Source organism: Paenibacillus sp. GYB004 (genome assembly GCF_036577605.1).
Taxonomy (GTDB): domain Bacteria; phylum Bacillota; class Bacilli; order Paenibacillales; family NBRC-103111; genus Paenibacillus_AB; species Paenibacillus_AB oceani.
The window spans coordinates 101,039-120,890 of sequence record NZ_JARBDB010000073.1 but is presented as its reverse complement, the minus strand read 5'-3'; the positions used below and the strand labels follow the sequence as shown (position 1 = coordinate 120,890).

The window sequence follows — 19,852 nt, the reverse complement described above, 5'->3', positions numbered from 1 at the left end:
CACCGGATTCCTTTCTTGTCGGGATGTTAATCAGCCGTTTCCCGGAACTGCTTCGGCGTCAAGCCGGCATACTTTTTGAACTCGGCGATAAAATGCTGCGTGCTCCGGTATCCGACCGCCTCGCCAATTTCGTAAATGCGCAAGCCCGATTGCTTGAGCAGCTCCCTCGCCTTGGCCATTCGCGCATCCAGTATGAATTCGCTCATGTTCGTTCCCGTGATCTCCTTGTACACTTTCGACAAATAGACCGGATGCAGATAAACGTGCTCAGCGATAACGGCCAGCGTCAGATCGCCTCCGATATGCAGCCGCACATAATCGTGAACCGAATCGACCAGACGGCGCTGCACCTCGTGCTTGTCGGCCGGCCGCAGCTCTGCGGCCTGTCCCTTGCCCGCATCCGAAGGGCGGCCTCTTCTTCCGGTCAGCTCCAGGATGACGGATATGAACTCGTCCGGCCGCACCGGCTTCAGCAAGTAACGAAACGCCTGCAGCTCGATCGCTTTCTGCGCGTACTGGAATTCGCCGTAGCCGGACAGCAGGATGCAGCCGATCTCCGGCCGCAGCTCCCGCGCCTGACCGATCAACTGCAAGCCGTCCATGCCGGGCATGCGGATATCCGTAACGAGAATATCGATCCGGTTGTTCCGGATCGTCTCCAGCGCTTCGTCTCCGGAGCAGCCGGTGTGCACTTGTGCGACGCCGAGCTCCGCCCACGGAATGACCGTCGACAGATGCTCGACCAGATGAGGGTGATCGTCTACGAGAAGAGCCGATAACATGGCTTCACCTCCGGTTATGGGTTCGACACATCGGGCCAACTGAGCGTTACCCGTACGCCCCCGGATTCTGACCGCGTCAGGAGCAGCCCTGCGGCAGAGCCGTACCGGTGCGTCAGCCGCTGATGGACGTTCCACAACCCGCAGTCGTCCCCGGGCGGCTCCGTCTCCTTAAGCGATGCGTTCAACCGTTCGAGCGTTTCGTCCGCAAGTCCTACGCCGTCGTCCTCGACCATGAAGCGGACGATACCGTCCGCCGCCCGGCCGGAGATCGTAATCGACCCGCCGCCCTTTTTCGGTTCCAGGCCATGAATAATCGCGTTTTCCACGATAGGCTGCAGCAGCAGCCGCGGAATATCGACCGCCTCCAGCCCGGGAGGAATGTCGATTTTGTAGCCGATTTTACGCAGCTGCATGTTCATAATTTCCATATACGACCGTACAAAAGCGACTTCCTCCTTTACCGTCGTATCCAGCCGTTCGTTGCGCGTGGAGTAGCGATAGTAGTCCGACAGGCTGTACGCCATCGAGACGACCGGTTCCAGCCGGTTCATCTGGGCCATGCTGACGATATAGGCGAAGCTGTTGTACAGAAAGTGCGGATTGATCTGCGATTGCAGCTGCTTCATCACGGCTTCCTTCGCGCGCAGCTGTTCCCGGTACACCTTCTCGATCAGATGCTGCTGCTTTTCGGCCATCCGGTTGAACTGCCGGAACAACCCGGCAAAATCCCGGTTATTGCCGGGCGGCAACCGGGCACTCAGATCGCCCCGCTCCAGCCGTACGGTCCCTTCGCCGAGCTGGCGGATCGGACGCTGGACCTGCGAGTAGATCATATAGGCTGCGCCCGCGCCCGTCAGAATGAGCAGGCCGGCCGTTACATAGAACAAATTCCGGCTGTACGTAACGGGAGCCAGTATCGTCTCCAGCGGTACGTAATCGACGAGAGTCCAGCCGATCTTCGCAGAGACGAGTCCGTATACCAGGTAGCGCCGTCCGTCTAGCGAGACGGAGCGGTATCCCTCTGCCGGATCGGCTGCGATCGCGCTTCCTTCCTGCGCGATAAGCCTGCGAATGGTCGATTCTTCGGCGCTGCCGTTAAGCACAAGCTCCCCGGCGCTTCTGTACAGGAACGGATCGTTATTACCTTTCGTCTTGAAGCTGTCGAGCAGCCGTCCGATGTTGTCCGTCATCAGGTCGATCTCCACGATTACATCTGCCTTGCGAATGTCGGAGGCAGCGGAAGCAGGCACGATAAAAAAACGGGTGAACGCCATCTTGTCCGCGCCGTCGACTCGAATCTTCCGGTACGTCCATCGTGTCGTCGCCTGGTCGAGCAAGTAAGCTTCGTCATAAGGAAGCAAGGAATACGACGATACGGCATGTCCCGAGCCGGGGAAGTAGGCGTTGATCCGGTTCATCCAGGCGTTGGAGGTGCTGAACAGCGACAGCTTGCGCTGCAGCGTGTCGGACAGTACGGCGTAGTCGTACCCGTTCGCCGGAATAACGTTGCCTGCGAATTGGGCGAAGTCCGGGTCCTGTGAAATGAGATTCGAGTATTGGGATACCTGCTCCATCGCCGCTTCGATCTGGTGCATGAAGATCGCAAGCCGCTGCCGGTTGGCGATCGTAAGCTGTTCCTCGACAAGCCGCGTGCTCTGCGCATTGGAGTAAGCGTAAAGGGCGATCACCGGCGACATCAGAATGACGATCAGACAGATGACCTTGGTAATGAGCTTCATAACGTCCTCCGCTGCCATATCGGGATGCTTAATTCATTCTACGCGCATGCGGCCGTATCCTCTGCCGGGGACGAAGCCGCAAGTGCGAGATCGCCCTGATCAACCGGCTCTCAGCGGCAGACGGAAGGAAAGTAAAGCCATCGCAGTGACGATGCCGTACGAGATGACGCACCAAAAACAAACCGCATGGATGACGAACAGCTCGACGACGGTCAAATACGTAGAAAAAGCGAAGCCCGCCCACAGGTAGAGCCGCAAGGGCAGCGGAGTTGCGGCCTCCTCCTTGCGGCTGCGCAGCAGCCAGGCGATCAGGAGCAAATAATAGGAGATGCCGAGCAACGACACTGGAAACGGTCCGATATAAGCGTACTTGCTGCCGTTCACGACGCTGCAGCTGCCGATGGGACAATACAGCCCGCCGGTCAGATTCGCCGCGAATATATAGGAGGACACCAGCGCCCCCGCCACGGCAAGCCCGACCAGCAGCAAATGCAAACGATGCCGTCCGGTCATGCTTCCCCGACCCGTTTCATGAATTTCTGAAAATCTTTAACCCGGTAGCCGTTCATCCGCTCCATGACGGTCCCCCGCTCATCCACCGCGTAAAAGACGGGCGTAATCTTGATTCGCAGCCGATCCTGGGCGGTCCGGTCGGCGGCCAATAAAGGAAACGGAAATTGCAAATCGCGCTTGACCTCGCCGTACGCCTTCTTCCCCCCTACGCCGATCATTACGAGCGGCGTATCCGGGTAAAGCTCGCTCCACCGCTGAAGCACGGGATACGAGCTTTTGCACGACTCGCAGTCGATCTTGGCGATCATCGCGACATACTTTGTCCCCCTGTAGCGGGCCGTATCAATCGTCCCGCCGTCCACTTCTTCACCGGTGATGGTCGGGAACGTCTCACCGACGCGAAACCCGCCCGTATCGGTAAGCCATTCCGCAACGAGCGTCGCATTGTTCAACACATAGACGCCGGCCAGCGGTACTAGAGCTGCCGCCAGCAGCAGCACGATTTTCAACACCCGCATCCGGGCCAACCTCCTTCAACAAGGCTGTAATTGCCGATACAGCGCCGCATAAAGCCCCTCTGCAGCCAACAGCTCGTCATGCTTTCCCGCCTCCGCGACCATACCGCCCTGCAGCACGAGGATCAAGTCCGCGTCTGCGACCGTGCTGTGGCGATGGGCAATGACGATTCGCGTGCAGGATAGCCGGGACAAATTGCGCTCGACGGCGGCCTCCGTCCGCATGTCCAAGGCGCTCGTCGCCTCGTCAAGCAGCACAATAGCCGGATTGCGGACGAGCGCCCGGGCCAGGGCGATCCGCTGCCGCTGCCCGCCGGACAAGTTCGTTCCGCCTTCGGACACCAGCGTCCGGTACTGCTGCGGCATTTTCATGATGTCTTCATGAATGCCCGCCATTACCGCTGCCTGCACGATGGGCTCCATGGGCATACCGGGGTCGTGAATGGCGATATTTTCGGCGATTGTCCGATTGAAAATAAACGAACTTTGCGTGACGACGCCGAGCCGACTGCGCAGCGCCCGTTTGTCCAGGCGTTCGAGGTCGATGCCGTCGAACCGCACCTCGCCGGAGGCAGGTGCATACAGACCGAGCAGCAGGCCGGCCAGCGTGCTTTTGCCGCTGCCCGATGCGCCCACGATCGCCACCTTCCGGCCGGGCTCGATCGTGACGGATACATCGCGGATTACCTCGGGACCGCCGGGATAGTAGCGGAAGCTTACGCCCCGCAGCTCGACCTTGCCCGTTAGATGCGGCGGCACCGCGGCCGTGCCGTCCTCCTGCTCCTCCCTGGACCGGTGAATGTCGAGCACCCGGTTCAAATAAACGCCCAGCATAATCATATGGTTCAGCGTCGTCACAAACGTCGACAGCGGCGTCAAAAAGGCGGCGGCGAGCGTATAAAAGGCGAACAGCTCGCCAAGCGTCATCCGATAATTCAGCACCTCATTTGTACCCAGCCAGAGCAGCAGCAGCGGCGCCGCGAACTTAAGTCCGCCGACCACGCTGTCCACCCCTGCCTCCAACACCCCTCTTCTGCGCTGCGTGTCGAGCTGGCCCTTATACAAACGTTCCCAGCGCTCGTAGGCGAGCGTCTCCATGCCCCCGGCTTTGACGTCCGTAATGCCGCGCAGCGTCTCCACAAACGAATTGGTCGCCGCCGTCTGCTTCAGAATCTGCTCCTGCGACAGCTGCCGGATCGGCACCCGAGCCAGAAGCGATATGCCGGCCTGCAGCGCGCCCGCCGCCACGACCCAGCCCGTTAGCGCGGGAGACCTCTCCAGCATGAACAGCAGGAAGAAAACGACCATGCCGCCATCGAGCAAGGCGGTTACTGTCCGGTTGGACAAAATATCCCTGATCATAAGGTTGCTGTTGGCTCTGACGATCAGATCGCCGTTCGACCGAAGCAGGAAAAACGAATAGGGCAGACGGAGCAGGCGGCCGAGGAATGCGCTCATCAGGCTCCAGTCCAGCCGGTTTTGCAGCAGGACGAGCGTTCGACTCCGAAGCAGCAGAAACAGCGTCTGCACGAATGCCAGAGCGGCGAAGCCGATGCCGATCGCATGCAGGAATCCGGTCTCCTTGGGCAGGATCACCTCGTCGATCAGGACACGGATCGAGATCGGAGCGGCCAGAGCCAGCATTTGAATCCACAGCGACATCACGACGACCTGTGAAACGAGGCCGGAATGGCGCCTCAGCAGCTTGAAATAGGAGGTCCAGATCGGCTGTCTTTTGCGGGGGACGAAGCCCGCTGTCGGCTTCATCGTCATCAGGACGCCGCTGTACCGCTCCGCAAACTGTCCGATCGGGATGTTCATCCGGCCGACGCCCGGATCGACGATCGTCGCCCTACGCTTCCCGATCCGCTCGAGCACGACGAAATGATTATGCTCCCAATGAAGAATACAGGGGACATCCGTCTTGCTGATCCCGTCGATGCCGACCCGCCGGCCGGCCGCTTCCATCGCGTATCCTCTAGCCATGTCGCGCAGGAGAAGCAGGCTGGTTCCGTCCCGGCCGGCGCCCCCCCGCTCCCGCAGCTCGTGCAGCGGCACATGGCAGCCGTAGTAGCCGAGCAGCATCGCCAGGCAGCAGACGCCGCATTCCGACTGTTCCATTTGCTCGATAAACGGGATGCGTTTTGGGCTTCGCAGCTTCATGACGCACCGCTTCCGATCCCGGCAGCCTGCTTCGCCATGGCGGCCGGAGGCGGCTGAAGCGCAGTCAAGGAAGGCAGCGCCGGGTTGGAGAGCCGGAGCAGCGCATAGCCGATCCCGGCCAGACCTGTCATCAATCCGGGAGAGAACGCACCAGGAGGGACGTCGCAAAGCCAGCCGTTTTTCTCCGCATCGCCCAGCGCCAGCGAAGCCCGCTCATACACGGATAGGCGAAGCCCATCGTCTTTCCGCTCCAGAGCAGCAGTAAGCAGCACATCAAGATTGCCCATGTCCCCATGACACAGCACGCTGGAGGAACCGCGCCAACGCGCAAGCGTCGTCCGCAAGCCGACGCCGATTTCTTCTTCGAACCGGTCGTCGCCGCATACGCGGCCGGTCAGGATGCGGCTCAAGACGATGCCCGGCGCGCCATGGCACCAGTAGACGGGATTGCGGCCGGTCTGCGCGTCGGAGCGAAGGTCGAGCCAGTTGCCTTCCTCTGGCACAAACAAGCTTCGCTCGTAGCAGATCGCTTCCCGTCCCGTCTGCAGGAAGCGTTCGTCGCCGGTAACGCGGAACAGCTCAGAGAAGGCGTAGGCGTAGCCGGAGGCGCCATGCGAAAATCCGGCCAGCATGCGGCCCTCGGTCAGCTCGCTCGGCCAGCCTGCTCCGCCTGGCGAGACGACCTTGCGGCTTAACAGATGTTCGCCGCATCGTACGGCGAGACCGAGCGCTTGGCGCTCGCCGGTCGCTTCGTACAATCGCAAGGCGCCGATGGAGATGCCGGCGCTGCCCGCCATGAGATCCAGCTTTCGGTCCTGAGCGACGATCCGGTCGAACCGGTCCAGCGCTCCGATAGCATCCTCCAACAGCGAATCGTCCCCCAGCACCCTGGACAAATGGCTGAATGAATACAGATAGGAAGCAAGGCCATAAAACACGGAGCCTTTCTGAATGGCGCCTGGAAGACGCAAAAAATCCCGGCTCGTCTCCGCCGCGCCGCTCGCCAGTTCCCGATATTGCCGAACGCCCGTTTCCTTGGCCGCATAAGCGAAGAACAGCGCCAAACCAAGCGTTCCATTATATATGCCCGCGTCCATCGGCGCATAGCTCAGCAACCTCCCGGTATCCTTCGCGGTTCCGATCCAGGTGACGGTCCGTCCGTCGTCTCCCCGGACAGCCGAAGAGGCAAGCCGTTCCGCGATCGCCACCGCCGCCGCTTCGAATGCCTTCGGCGCATGTGGCGCTTTCTGCGCTGCCGAATCCGCTGCTTCTGCGGCAAAAATTGGACGTTCCCAGTATCGCTTCAGTGTCAGCATCGAAGCGCGAATGACGCTCTCCTGCATCGCGCGGTCGTCTTCACATAACCGCTCGATCCGTCCGAGCGACATCGACAAGCTGTCCTGCGGGAAATAGCCTCTGATCCATTTGCCCCGGCTGTCCCATACATCCGTGGAGCTTACGAACGAGGAGAAATACGGAATGTCGTGGTCCAGCAAATCGGCGCATTCGGAATGAACGACCCGAAGCAGAGCAGGAGCGACCTCCGCGATCCGCCACATGAAATCGAACAGCTGGACGCGGGCAAGGCCGTCTCCCAGGCATGCCGGGTTCAGCGAAGCTTCCAGCATTTGGCCGTAGACGTCCGTATTGCGCACGAGCACCCGGACCGGGCACTTCGCGAATCCATGAATCGGCCCGTCCTCGGCGGCAAGATGCTCCCGCTGCGCCAGCAAGATGCGGTACATCCGGTTGAATCCGCCGGCCACATCGTCCGCATAAGCTTCGGCCCCGACCTCCTCCCCGCCGTAATACGGCCGGTTGCCGCCAGGGCTGAACGATTGGGCTGTCTCCCGGACCAGACGCATCTCGTCGGTTCCGACATCCTTGTACTTCGTTAGCGGCCGCACGTAGGTCTGTCCGGCAAAAGCGCCGATGCCGCTCACCTCCATCCCCTCGAGGGAACCGGAGCGGAGCCGGTAGGACGGGAGCAAGCCGGAGCGGAGCACGGACTCTCTGAGCAGTTCGCTCGCTTTGCGGGCGGCGGTCGGACGTTCGTTCGGTTCCTCCGCCTCCATGCTGTAACGATGGAAGATGGTTTCCAGATCAACCAGATACGGATATTCGCCTTGGGCAATCACGTTTTCATAATGAAAATCGACGGCATGAACGATATGCAGCAACGCCAAATATTGACCGTGCCGCCTGTAGAAACGGTTGATTTGCTCCGGAGAGACGCACGGCTCGTGACGGACGTATTCCGTCCAACCGTGCGACTGCCTGTCGACGATCTTCAACACCGGCAGAGGAGGCTCCGCTCCACTGCGGTTCGCCCATTCCAACAGCCGCTGAAACGCCGAATCGATCGCCAGCGAGCGAGCCTTGTACATCAGCTTGTCGCCGGAGGCAAAGCGGAGAACGTGCACGCTTCTGCCGCCCCGATGGGCGTCTCCGGAACGGCTGCAGCCAACGAGTTGAGAAAAATCCTGCCCCAAAACGCGCTCCAGCTCTTCACGATCGCGAAGAAACCGCTCCGTCATTTCTTCGCAGTTCTTCGCGTGATTCATCGCCTGCTCGGTCATCAATCGTGCCAGAACCGGATAACGATGAAGCATGTCTGCGATATCCGGCATCGTTGTCAGCCGGCCGGCAACAAAGGAACGGAATCGCTCTTCCCCGGTATCGCCGGTCAAAGCGCCGGCCTTCTTAGCCACATGAAGCTCGGCGATCAGCACCCGGTCGGCCAAACGCGTCAGACGCCGGCCAAGCGATGCGACGACGTCCCGCAGAAACGGTTCCCGGTCGACGGGCATACCCCCGTATTCGCACTCCCATCCGGTAAAACGCACCAGCAGACGCCGGCGCAACCAGTAAAGAAAAGGCGAGATGAACGGCATAAACGGACCGGGTGACAAACTGTCGATCTCTGCCGGGTTCATGCTCGTTTGGCTCAAAATACCGCTTAACGTCCGCTGCCATTCAGGAGCTCCCTCGTCCTCGAACCGGTCGCCTTGCTCTAGAATGGCGGCAAATTCTGCTTCGCTTAAACCGTCTTCCTTCAGGCGCATGGAGAAGATCGTGTCCGGCGTCAGTCCCGTCCGCTCGCGCCACTGCTGCACAGGGGAGGAGGGGACAGAGGAATCCGGAGTACGAACCGCGGCTCTTCGTTCGTGCACGTACGCCGCCTTTCTCAGTTGCATGCTATCGATCATGGAGATGCTCTCCTTGTAAAAAGAATACAGACAGGGGTTGCCCCCTGTCTTCCGGTGATTAAGAAGAAATGCGGTTTACGGATCACAAAGAATATTGACCGTGTAGTCGTTGCCGCAGAATTCTCTCAGCGCGCTGCAGTCCTGGCACCGTTGTCCGCCGGCGATTTCCGCCAGTTCTTCGTCGGACAGTACGTCGATGACGTTCGTCAGTTGTTCCATCTTGTCCACCTCCTTTCATGCGCGTAGTCGGAATTTTTCCATGAAACACCCTCCGCCTGGTTCGCGATGCAAGCGCCCCGTCAGCCCCACCTCGGGCCGGGCAGCGAACCGTTCGACGGCGGCCGCTCCTTATCCTTAGCCGGCGATTCGAAGTGCTCACCGGCCGGGAACGTTTCCCCCCGCCGTTCGATCTAATCGCATACAACTGCGAGCGAACCAACACTCTAATTAAACTGGAAACCGGGCGGGTAAGGTAGGTCGGAATTTCAAGAAACATGACGGAATATGAAGCAATCGTTTTGGAGGGTGTGCAAGGAATTCGCCAAGGCAAGTGCGGCATAGGATAAAAGATTCATGTGGAGGTATGACATTGGGAAATGTACGGGGAACTTGCCAGGACTTTGCAATAGAGACTCTTCTCATTTCATCGCCTGTCGCTTTATAATAGGGGAATACGATTTTTATTTGCCGCAAGGAGCTCAGCTATGACAAAAAGTGCTAATCCGCCGTTAAACGATGAGAAATGGTTACAGTTTCTGAAATATGCAGCGAAATCTTTCAACGAAGTCACCTTGAGTCGAGGATTTCAATATTTCAAACAGCAGCACGTCGTCGCCCTGAACATTACCGAGAACCGTACCGTTCAAGCAAAGGTAACCGGCCATGAAGACTATACCGTCACACTCCAATTGGATCAGCTCGGTTCCAGCTTTTGCACTTGCCCCGTCCATACCTGCTGCAAGCATCAGGTTGCGGTTATGATGGAGCTGGCCGACCGGCTCGGCTACCCGGCTGCTCAGATTGTGAATGCCAAGCAGCATCTGGCGCGGACCGCAGCGACTCCGTCTGCCGAGTCCCTGCTCCAGGAATTGGCCCCCATGAGTGTATCCGACTGGCATGAATATATGAACCAGGCTACTTCTCTGGTGAAGCCCAGTTATGATCAGGGGATTTACGTACAGGCGCTGAGAGTTCCGTTGGCTAGTCTGTTGAAGGGTTCCGCTCCGTCTGCGACGGCGGACTTGATTTACTTCGAACTGCATCAGTTCTTGTTTATTCTGCAGAAGATTTTCGATTTGGTCGCCGGGGGGAGTCCCGTCATTAATTTTTCGTATGCCACATACCGTCTGTACGATGAAGCGCATGCCTTCCTGCAACAGACAGCACCCCAGTTCAATTGCACGATGGATGCGGATCGTCTGGAGCAGACGTTAAGCATCCTGCGGCGGCAGTTGGCGGAAGAGAGCGGCCACAAGTACTTGGGTTACGGCCTGTATGCGGCGGTGTGGAAATACTGGATTGCCCCCCAGCCCGAAGCCGGCTACTGGGTGTCTCAGGAGTTAAGCGCCGTCGAGACGCAAATCGCCGAGTGCGACTCCTCTTCCCTTGCAGCGGCAAAAGCGTTCCTGCTTCTGCATCAATCCAAAAGCAGCGAAGCGTGGACGGCGTTAGAAGCTGGCGGTACGTTAGATAAAGCTCCGGCGAGTCTGCTGCTCTCCTATATGGATCTCCTGTCCAGTTCCGGTCAGTGGGGCACGCTGGCGGATTGGCTGAATCGATCGGCCCCGCATTTCTATGGTCCTGTAACCAAGGAACGTTCAACCTATTTCGGGTTTTGGAAAGAAGCGGCCCGGCATCTTCCTGAAGCCGAGAAGCTGCTATGGAACGTTCTGGAAGAGATGCTTCCCCATTCCGCCAAAGTGATCGAGAATATGCTGTACGAGCGGCATAACTGGAAGGCATGGATCGAGACGCAGATCCTTTTGGAACACGATCCCTTTCACCATAAGGTAAGTGTCCTACAGCCTATCGAGAAGGAGGCGCCTGAGCTGCTTCTCCCTTATTACCATCAAGCCGTCGAGCATTACGTCGCCCTCAAAAACCGCAAGGATTACAAGGCGGCGGTCAAGCTGATGAAACGTCTGGCAAAAGTGTACAAGAAGATGAAGCAGATCGAGCGTTGGGACAGCTTTTTCTCCCGATTCATGGAACGTCACAGCCGGCTGCGGGCACTGCATGAGGAATTAAAGAAAGGAAAGCTGCTGGAATGAGTGCGAAACTACACGATATGACTGTATATGCGTTAATAACGGATGCCGGAGACGCCTTATTATGGGGACTGGTGGACGGACGCCCGGCTGTCGGAGAGACGTTCCGCAAATTATTGTTCGCCTGGCACGAGCCCTCCTGCTACGGAACAACACTGGAGCTGCAGCGGGCCGGGGAGATTATCGTGACGGTTCTCCCTTCGGAGATGGTGCTTCCCTTCTTCGCCGAGCCGAACTTTATGGACGTTCTCCGCTGGGAAGGCGGGGACGAAGGAACCAAAGGATTATTCGAGGCTGCGCCGCTTCTATACCAAGAGGCTCAAGCAGGGCGTTATTCGCCCAGCTTCAGTGCTTACCGGAACGGAGAGCTGCAATGGACGTGGGATACGGATTCCGCAGAGCTGGAATCGCTCAATTGGGAGGCGCTATCCAGTCTGGACGCTTCCGGAGGCAATCTGGCCGGATTGCGTTCCGCCTTCTCCGCCGCCGTATCGACGAAACATTATGCCGACGAAGCGGCCCTATCCGACCTGCGGCGGGAATATCCCGCCTTGTTCCAGCGGTCGCAGCCGGCAGACTCGGCTACGGCGCTGTCGGAAGAGGAGTGGCTCATATCGCTCGGCTGGAAACCCGATCTGGCCCCCTTCCGCCCTATCCTGCAATTGCTCGAGCCGGACGAGGAGCAAGACGAATGGCGCCTGCGTCTGGTTCTGCAGGATAAGAACGACGGATCGGCGCTTGTACCGATCCGGCTAGCAACAGACGGGCATGCTTCCGGCGTATGGACGCCCGACTGGAGCCCTTTCATCCGAGAGCGCTCTTCCGGGTGGGCAACAAGACTCCTTGCGGCGCTTCCGAACACGATCAGCCGCGGCGAACTGTTCGCCGCCCCTTTAAGCGACGAAACCGCCTGGCACTTCCTGACCACAGACAGCCGCCAATTGCTGAGCGACGGCTGGAATGTCATGCTGCCCGGCTGGTGGGAAGCCGCCTCGAAGCGGAAGCCCCGCCTGCGCGCACAGGTGGCGCCGGATGCTGGCGGCAGGGGCCAGTCGTTATTCGGGCTGAACGCCTTGGTCGACTTCGACTGGCGCATTGCGATCGGCGATGCGGATCTGAACGAAGCCGAATTCGCAGTGCTGCTGAGCCGTAAGGAGCGGTTAATCCGCTTCCGCGGCGAATGGGTCGTCCTGGACCCTGCTCTGCTGGAGAAAATCCGGAGGCTCATGGCAAGCGTCAATCCGGAAGAAGGCTTGTCCCTGCAAGACGTTCTCCAACTCCACTTGTTAAGTGAATCGGAGCAGGAAGGGACTGGCAAGAACGGACGCTCATCCCGAGAAGATGCGGACGATCCCGCAGACGAGGAAGATCAGCTGCAACTTGAGGTGGAGTTGAATACTCACCTATTGGCGCTGATCCGCCAGCTCGGGCAGCCGTCGGAATTAGCACCGCTGCCAGTACCTGACGGACTTCGCGCTGAGCTGCGCGGCTACCAGCGCGAAGGGTTCACCTGGCTTAGCCACCTCAGAGAGTTCGGGCTGGGCGCCTGTCTCGCCGATGATATGGGTCTCGGTAAAACGATTCAGTTCATCACCTATTTGCTCCGGCACCGGAGCGAGTCCGCCTTCCCCGCCCTGCTCATCTGTCCCACTTCGGTGCTCGGCAATTGGCAGAAGGAGCTTGCCCGATTCGCCCCTGAACTGAAGGTTACGCTTCACTACGGGAAGGGACGGCTCGCCCGCGGGGAGATTGCTGAGGCTGTGAAGGATACCGACATCGTCATCACCTCTTATACGACAGCACTGCTGGATCAGGAAGTGCTGCAGGAGATCGTATGGAGCTCCCTTTGTCTCGACGAAGCCCAGAACATCAAAAACGCGCAGAACAAGCAATCGGTCGCTATCCGCTCCCTTCAGGCAACCCATCGCATTGCCATGACCGGAACGCCGATTGAGAACCGGTTGTCGGAGCTGTGGTCGATCTACGACTTCCTCAACCCGGGTTACCTAGGGAACCAGCGCGGGTTCCAGCACCGGTTCGCCACTCCTATCGAGAGGCATCAGGATGCGGAGCGGACGGCCCAGCTCCAGAAACTGGTCAAGCCGTTCATGCTGCGGCGCAAGAAGACCGATCCCGCGATCCAGCTCGATCTGCCGGACAAGCAGGAGATGAAAGTGTATATCAACCTGACCGCCGAGCAGGGAGCGCTTTATGAGCAGTCGGTGAAGCAACTGCTGGAGCGGATGAACAATCTGGAGGGAATCGAACGCAAGGGAGCCATTCTCGCCGCCTTGACCCAGCTCAAGCAGCTGTGCGACCATCCTGTGCTGCTGACGAAGGAAGCTGTTCCGCCTGAGGAAATCTTACAGATTGAAGAGCAGCGGGATGCGTTCATCACCCGGTCTGCGAAGCTGGAACGACTCGTTGCCATGGTCGACGAGCTGCGGGACGAGGGCGATTCCTGTCTGATCTTTACCCAATATGTAGGCATGGGCCGCATGTTGGCCGACGTGCTGCGGGTGCACCGGAGCGAGCCCGTGCTGTACCTGAATGGCAGCACGCCCAAAGCGGAACGCGATCAGATGATCGACACGTTCCAGGCGGGAGACGGTTCGGGTCCCGGCATCTTCGTCCTGTCTCTGAAAGCAGGCGGAGTCGGCCTCAACCTGACGGCGGCCAACCACGTCTTCCACTTCGACCGCTGGTGGAACCCGGCTGTCGAGAACCAAGCGACCGACCGCGCCTATCGGATGGGACAGAAGCGCAATGTGCAGGTACACAAGTTCATTTCCCTCGGCACGTTGGAGGAGAAAATCGACGAGATGCTGGAGAGCAAGATGAGCTTAAGCGAGAACGTCATCTCTTCCTCCGAAGGCTGGATTACCGAGCTGTCGAACGACGAGCTCCGCGACCTGTTCATGCTGCGGCAATCATGGTAACACGTTCGGTTCGTCGTGCGTTGCGTTCGATTACGAGCGGCGCTGATCACGCTGACTAACAAAATAAAAGTCTCTGTCACCCTCTATTTTCAGCAGTAGAGGATGACAGAGACGAATAGAGGCGGTTTGTGAGCCTGTCGATTCATTATGGACAACCAAGTGGAAAGGGAAAAGATTACCTTCTGGCGTGTTTTGTCTGGAATCCCCTACCTTACAATCGTTATTCAATCAAGGGATTCCGGACAACCTGTTTGAGCAGAAGAAGGTAACTTTTCACTTGGAACGGCCTGCTATCACTTCTACACATTGAATCGACAGCCTCGTTTGTACCCCTTATTTTTTTGCACAAAATAAAGGGTACAAACGACTCGTATGCGGTTCTTACTTGCCGGTATTAATCCGGCCATCGCAAAGCAGGATAACCGTTACCTTCATCGATACTCCATATGTCCGTAAAGTCCCAATTGGCAAAGGTACTTTGTTTTTTCATGTCGGCAGTCAATAGGGGTTCGCCATTTCCCGTGTCCCATCTTGTCGTAGTCTGGCGATCGTAATAGCTGTCGGTTACGTTGCCGTCAATCGAAACAAATCCGCCGATGCCGCCTTCGGGATAGTTCCACTTGTTACCGACCTTGCCGGCCGCATAAGAGCCGCGAATCTCTCCCAGAACGTTGCCGACCAAACCGCCCGTGTTGGCGTTACCGGTTATTTCAGCCAAGGAGTACGAATCTATAATGATGCAGTCGCGTTCGAGCCATCCTGCCAGACCGCCGACCGAGTTGGCGATGGATCTCACCGCTCCTTTCGAGTACGAACGCTCGATCTTGGCACCGTAACCTTCCCCCGAAAGCACACCGACAAGGCCGCCTACGTTGTATTCGCCTTCGACGTCGATATCGGCATACACGTAACGCATCGTCCCGCTGGAAAAATCGCCGACCACCCCACCGGACAACGAGCCTTTGGTTTTCACTGTACCTTGCACGGACACGTTTTCTACGGTTCCGTACCAGATCGTGCCGGCCAAGCCGCCGACACCATGTCCCCCGCTTGCGATCTGCACATCCTTCAAGTGCAGGTTCTTCATGACGGAATTCAAAGCGAGACCAAACAGACCGGCATTGGTATCCGCAGACGGACGATTGATCGTCAGACCGGATATCGTATGACCTCCTCCGTCCAAACTTCCCTCAAACGGAGCATAGGGTACATAAGATCCGATGGGCTTCCATCCCTCGCCTTGATTATAAGGGGCAACATTCAAATCGATGTCGTTGCCAAGCTTAAAATGGGATTGTAGATAATGTCGTATCGAATCCAGTTGTCCGGCGGTTTGAATCATATACGGGTCCGCCTCGGTACCCGATCCGCCGGCGAACGGATGCACCGGGGAAGGAGGCGTTACTGTCACAACAACGGATCGAACCGGTTGGATATGTGCGATTTGAATGAAAAGCGTGATCCGGCCTGCCTCATGAACCGTAACCGGAATTTGGGCTTCCCCGTCTGCAAAAGAGATGTCTCCGCTGAATAAGGATTCGTTCCCCTCTTTCCATGTGATGGTAACGACCGCATTTTTGTTTAGCCGATGACCCGCAGCATCCCGGGTTTCCGTTAGCAATATTTCGAAAGGTACGCCCGCCGTTTTCGTTCCCTCCTGGACCAAGCCCGCCTGGTAGCATGACAAATCGGCCATCGGCTGCCAACTCAAGTAAGGATAGCTGCAGCCTTCTATAATCGACCACACATCGCCGAACTCCCAATGAAGGAAAGCCGTCTGCGTCCTCATCGTTTCCGTACCCAGCGGGCTTCCTTTTCCAGTATCCGTATGACCGGATACTTCTGAATCGTAATAGGCCGATTCATAGACGGTATTGTCCGAGCGGCCAACAAGACCTCCCGTCTCTTCATCCGCCCCCGCTGCCGCTAGTGTCGCTGCCGCGTATGCATGCGTGACCGATCCGTTCTCGCTCCAACCGACCAGCCCGCCGACGCCGCTTAGTCTGTTCAAGTAGTCGCGGTTGTCCGACTGCCCAATATGGAGGCTGCCTGCTGCATACGCGTCGTGAATGGTTGCACCGCTATTGATGCCGACAAGTCCGCCTGCCCCTGTGCCGTGTCTGACCTCCATCTCGATACGGGCGTAGGAACGCTCCAACTTGCCAAGCTGCGACGGTTGGAACCCTTGCAGATAGCCAACCAACCCCCCGATTCCGGTATAGTCTTCGTCATCGGTCACGATCTGGCCGACCGCATATGTATCCGTGATCGTCCCCGTCAGCATGCCTCCAACCAAACCGCCGATGTAACCCGTCACCGAAAGTTTGGTAGGGAAACTGTCCTGGATGGCGGACAAGCGAACATCCGCATCGGAACGAATTATCCCGGATTCATTGCCGTAACCGGCAAGCCCTCCAAACACGCTTGTTCCAGCAATGGAACCTTGAACGGAGCTGTCTTCAATCGTGGTCCGATTCAGCATGCCGACGAGGCCGCCAACGTAAAACACGCCTTCCAACTGAACATTAACCAGATGAATACGGCGTAACGCCGCGTCCTCTGTCATTCCGAACAAGCCCAGCCAGCCGCGGTCGCGTTGACCGATCAGATTGCGGATCATAAAACCGCCGCCATCGTAGGTTCCTGTAAACGGTTCGTAACGAACATAACCGTTCTCGATCATTCCTTCCCCGATTGGGTACCAGCCGTCTCCGTCCTGATAGCGGGTCCCGGCAAAATCGATGTCTGCGGTCTGGCGATAATGTGCGTCCATATAGTAGCGCACTTCGTTCAACCTATCCGGCGAATCGATCTGGTAAGGGTCTGCCGCTGTTCCGTTGCCGGCGAAAGGAGGCTTGACATCAAAGGGATCGCTCTCCAGCTCGTCCAATAGGGCGGCCTGAAACGTCAGGACGATATCGTCCCCGAGTCCTGCCAAGGCCAATGAATCAAACCGGGCGATTCCGTTCTCCGCGTATATCGTAGTATCTCCGACCAGTGTCGGCACCTTTGAACCGGTTGGCTTGATCTTGGCTGTCACCATAAGCCCGCTGGACACGGACAAGTTTCCATATGCATCCACAAGGGAAATAACAGGGCGGATCGCCCGTTTTCCTTCCACCGCTTTGCCGGACAACGGCTGTGTGGTGACAACTGCCCGGGCCGCTTCTCCTGCAATCGGGGTCACCGTAACCGTGACAGGTGCTGCGTAACTATCTGGTGTGGAGACTTGCAACGACTGCACTTCCGCACGATGAAGCGCGAGTGCGACACGCCCCACCCCTTCCGTGAACAAAACGGTAGAGGACCCGCTGGATTGTGGTATCGGAGTGGAGTCCCACTGGCCGAATGTTCCATCCGGTGCCGGTTGAAACCCGCTAATCCTGACGGTTTTCAGGCCTGAAAAACCGGAGTCGACCAATCCGTCCGATCGGATCACGGTTAGCAGAAGCGTCGTTACTTCCCCTGCGACCGGCGTCTCCTTCGAGAGAGCAGGAGTTATTGTATACGCAGACAAGACTATTTCTATCGGCACTTGAACGGTAAACCCGGCGTAGGACGCTTCCACCGTCGTTTGCCCCGTTCCTGCTGCTGTGATCAGACCCGTGCTGTTCACATTTGCTACAGGCGGATGCGAAGACGACCACTCTGCCGTTTGTGTCACATCGGTCACCGTACCGTCGCTCCAATGAGCGGTAAGTGTAACTTGCGCGGTCTCTCCGACGGTTTGCAAGTTTATCTGCAGCGGACTATAGGTCAATCCCGTTACCGTGGGTTCGGCCGGCGGAATCGTTACCTGCACCGGCACTTGAACGGTGAACCCGGCGTAGGACGCTTCCACCGTCGTTTGCCCCACTCCTGCTGCTGTGACCAGCCCCGTGCTGTTCACATTTGCTACAGGCGGATGCGAAGACGACCACTCTGCCGTTTGTGTCACATCGGTCACCGTACCGTCGCTCCAATGAGCGGTAAGTGTAACTTGCGCGGTCTCGCCGACGGTTTGCAAGTTTATCTGCAGCGGACTATAGGTCAATCCCGTTACCGTGGATTCGGCCGGCGGAATCGTTACCTGCACCGGCACTTGAACGGCGAACCCGGCGTAGGACGCTTCCACCGTCGTTTGCCCCGTTCCTGCTGCCGTGATCAGACCCGTGCTGTTCACATTTGCTACAGGCGGACGCGAAGACGACCACTCTGCCGTTTGTGTCACATCGGTCGCTGTACCGTCGCTCCAGTGTGCGGTAAGGATAACTTGCGCGGTCTCGCCGACGGTTTGCAAGTTTACTATCAGCGGGTCAGCAGCGAGCTTCGTTACGCTGGACTCCGTGTCCGGTTCTTCGTCACTAGGTGATGAAGGCAAGGACTCTCCGCCCCAATGCGTACACAAGCTGTGGTACACCGATCGTCCGCAGCTCACCCTCACGGGCGTACGTTCAAAACGAACCCTGTTCGCATATAGCTCCACCGTTATCCATTCGCCCTGCCCGATCAATCCCGCTGCGGCGCGGACAACAGCCTGTTCCACGGTGGTCCCCTCATCCAGTTCAAACTGTCCATCTTGCGCGCCGCTTCTAATATCGAGCTGACGGACCGTGCCGTTTTGCAGCAGCAGGACAACGCCCGGCGAAAGCACGTCGACATTGTCAAACCGGCCCGACAGCCAAAGCTTGATTGCCGCAGAGGAGGCTGCGTCCCCACCCACATCGATTCGTCTAAATCCGTCTGTTACGTCCGTTTCTTCGACCAATCGTGCCGATGTGTTCACCATCGTCGACGCTACGGTTGTTCGGCCGGATGCCACCACGCGAACCGGATCGCCGGTTTTCTCAATAAGAAGCGCTGCAATCGTGCTGTCGCGGAGATGAATGCTGTTCTCGCCGCCTCCCTGTACATGCACGTACCCGTCTACCTGAACATGATCCAGGACCGCTTCCCCTTCGCCAACCTGGTCGGTAACGATCACATTTCCTGTGAAGCGTATATTTTGCAGCGTGACACCTGCCGTGTCGATGATGACATCCCCCGCCACATCCATCGATCCTGTCCGCGGGCCGTAAGTGCCGCCCTTGATATAGCGGATAGGCTCGCCGGACAGAGCTTGCTGCAAACGATTCAGCAAGGTTACCGCTTCCGCACGTGTCAGCAGTTGTTCGCCGCGAAAGCTGCCGTCCTCGTAGCCGTGCATCCAGCCTGCTGCGGCGCTGGCGCCAACTGCGCCTTTGCTCCATTCCGGAATCGGGTCGTGGAAACGCCCGGCTGCATGCGCATCTTCGTCGCGTTGTGTCAAACGCACCAGCAGGACGGCTGCCTCCTGCCGCGTAACCGGACGATCCGGGCGAATGGAGCCGTCCTCATAACCGTTCATATACCCCGCAGCGGCAACAGCCTGCATCGCTTCGGCGTACCAGGCATGCGGCTGCCAATCCGAAAATGTCGGAGAGGGTGATCCGGAGACTGGCATCCGGGATTCAAATATTCGGAATAAAAAGGATGCCATCTCTGCTCGCGAAACGGTGCGGTCCGGTTGAAACGTGCCATCCGGATAACCGTCTGCGTAACCGTTCGACATCCATTTCCGAATGTCGGGCGCGGCCCAGTGATGTTCAACATCCTCGTATGCCTGTGCAACGAGCGAAGGCCCGATCATCAAACACAGGAACATACACAGGCCTACTACGATGCCGTACCGACCAGCCCCCCTTTTGTGCTGCGTTTCCGCCATTTG

10 protein-coding genes are annotated in these 19,852 nt (G+C 58.1%); 2 read left to right on the top strand and 8 right to left on the bottom strand.

All coding sequences use genetic code 11. The features are described from left to right. Window positions 1-26 precede the first annotated feature (26 nt). From PV433_RS33575 to PV433_RS33545, 7 genes are all read right to left on the bottom strand, one after another. Entirely contained in the window at window positions 27-782 is a 756-nt protein-coding gene (locus PV433_RS33575) for a response regulator transcription factor (protein ID WP_332076300.1), read from the bottom strand. A gap of 14 nt (window positions 783-796) precedes the next feature. Then, window positions 797-2,521: a sensor histidine kinase gene (locus tag PV433_RS33570; protein WP_332076299.1), complete on the bottom strand. Its 1,725-nt coding sequence runs from the start codon at window positions 2,519-2,521 to the stop codon at window positions 797-799. Between the two features lie 99 nt (window positions 2,522-2,620). After that, window positions 2,621-3,034 (bottom strand): vitamin K epoxide reductase family protein, encoded by a 414-nt coding sequence (locus PV433_RS33565; protein WP_332076298.1) that lies wholly within the window; start codon window positions 3,032-3,034, stop codon window positions 2,621-2,623. Continuing rightward, window positions 3,031-3,552: a TlpA family protein disulfide reductase gene (locus PV433_RS33560; protein WP_332076297.1), complete on the bottom strand. Its 522-nt coding sequence runs from the start codon at window positions 3,550-3,552 to the stop codon at window positions 3,031-3,033. The genes PV433_RS33565 and PV433_RS33560 overlap by 4 nt, the downstream gene beginning before the upstream one ends. Before the next feature lie 15 nt (window positions 3,553-3,567). Then, window positions 3,568-5,712, bottom strand: a complete 2,145-nt coding sequence (locus PV433_RS33555; protein WP_332076296.1) for a peptidase domain-containing ABC transporter — start codon at window positions 5,710-5,712, stop codon at window positions 3,568-3,570. After that, entirely contained in the window at window positions 5,709-8,921 is a 3,213-nt protein-coding gene (locus PV433_RS33550) for a type 2 lanthipeptide synthetase LanM family protein (RefSeq protein ID WP_332076295.1), read from the bottom strand. The genes PV433_RS33555 and PV433_RS33550 overlap by 4 nt, the downstream gene beginning before the upstream one ends. 75 nt (window positions 8,922-8,996) lie before the next feature. Beyond that, a complete protein-coding gene (locus PV433_RS33545; RefSeq protein WP_190930687.1) occupies window positions 8,997-9,140 on the bottom strand; it encodes a bacteriocin class II family protein in 144 nt (47 codons plus the stop codon). Window positions 9,141-9,625: 485 nt separating this feature from the next. Here PV433_RS33545 and PV433_RS33540 point away from each other — a divergent pair, with 485 nt between their 5' ends. Both PV433_RS33540 and PV433_RS33535 read left to right on the top strand, forming a co-directional pair. Continuing rightward, window positions 9,626-11,191: an SWIM zinc finger family protein gene (locus PV433_RS33540; RefSeq protein WP_332076294.1), complete on the top strand. Its 1,566-nt coding sequence runs from the start codon at window positions 9,626-9,628 to the stop codon at window positions 11,189-11,191. Beyond that, window positions 11,188-14,127 carry a DEAD/DEAH box helicase gene (locus PV433_RS33535; RefSeq protein ID WP_332076293.1) on the top strand — a complete coding sequence of 980 codons (2,940 nt, stop codon included), beginning with the start codon at window positions 11,188-11,190 and terminating at the stop codon, window positions 14,125-14,127. Before PV433_RS33540 ends, PV433_RS33535 begins: the two co-directional genes overlap by 4 nt. A 394-nt stretch (window positions 14,128-14,521) precedes the next feature. On the opposite strand, the gene PV433_RS33530 is transcribed toward PV433_RS33535, so the two are convergent. After that, entirely contained in the window at window positions 14,522-19,849 is a 5,328-nt protein-coding gene (locus PV433_RS33530; protein ID WP_332076292.1) for an S-layer homology domain-containing protein, read from the bottom strand. Window positions 19,850-19,852 lie beyond the last annotated feature (3 nt).

Coding starts and splice junctions, on each gene's coding strand:
- PV433_RS33575 (WP_332076300.1), bottom strand. CDS start 782: ATGTTATCGGCTCTTCTCGTAGACGATCACCCTCATCTGGTCGAGCAT.
- PV433_RS33550 (WP_332076295.1), bottom strand. CDS start 8,921: ATGATCGATAGCATGCAACTGAGAAAGGCGGCGTACGTGCACGAACGA.
- PV433_RS33545 (WP_190930687.1), bottom strand. CDS start 9,140: ATGGAACAACTGACGAACGTCATCGACGTACTGTCCGACGAAGAACTG.
- PV433_RS33570 (WP_332076299.1), bottom strand. CDS start 2,521: ATGAAGCTCATTACCAAGGTCATCTGTCTGATCGTCATTCTGATGTCG.
- PV433_RS33535 (WP_332076293.1), top strand. CDS start 11,188: ATGAGTGCGAAACTACACGATATGACTGTATATGCGTTAATAACGGAT.
- PV433_RS33555 (WP_332076296.1), bottom strand. CDS start 5,712: ATGAAGCTGCGAAGCCCAAAACGCATCCCGTTTATCGAGCAAATGGAA.
- PV433_RS33560 (WP_332076297.1), bottom strand. CDS start 3,552: ATGCGGGTGTTGAAAATCGTGCTGCTGCTGGCGGCAGCTCTAGTACCG.
- PV433_RS33565 (WP_332076298.1), bottom strand. CDS start 3,034: ATGACCGGACGGCATCGTTTGCATTTGCTGCTGGTCGGGCTTGCCGTG.
- PV433_RS33530 (WP_332076292.1), bottom strand. CDS start 19,849: ATGGCGGAAACGCAGCACAAAAGGGGGGCTGGTCGGTACGGCATCGTA.
- PV433_RS33540 (WP_332076294.1), top strand. CDS start 9,626: ATGACAAAAAGTGCTAATCCGCCGTTAAACGATGAGAAATGGTTACAG.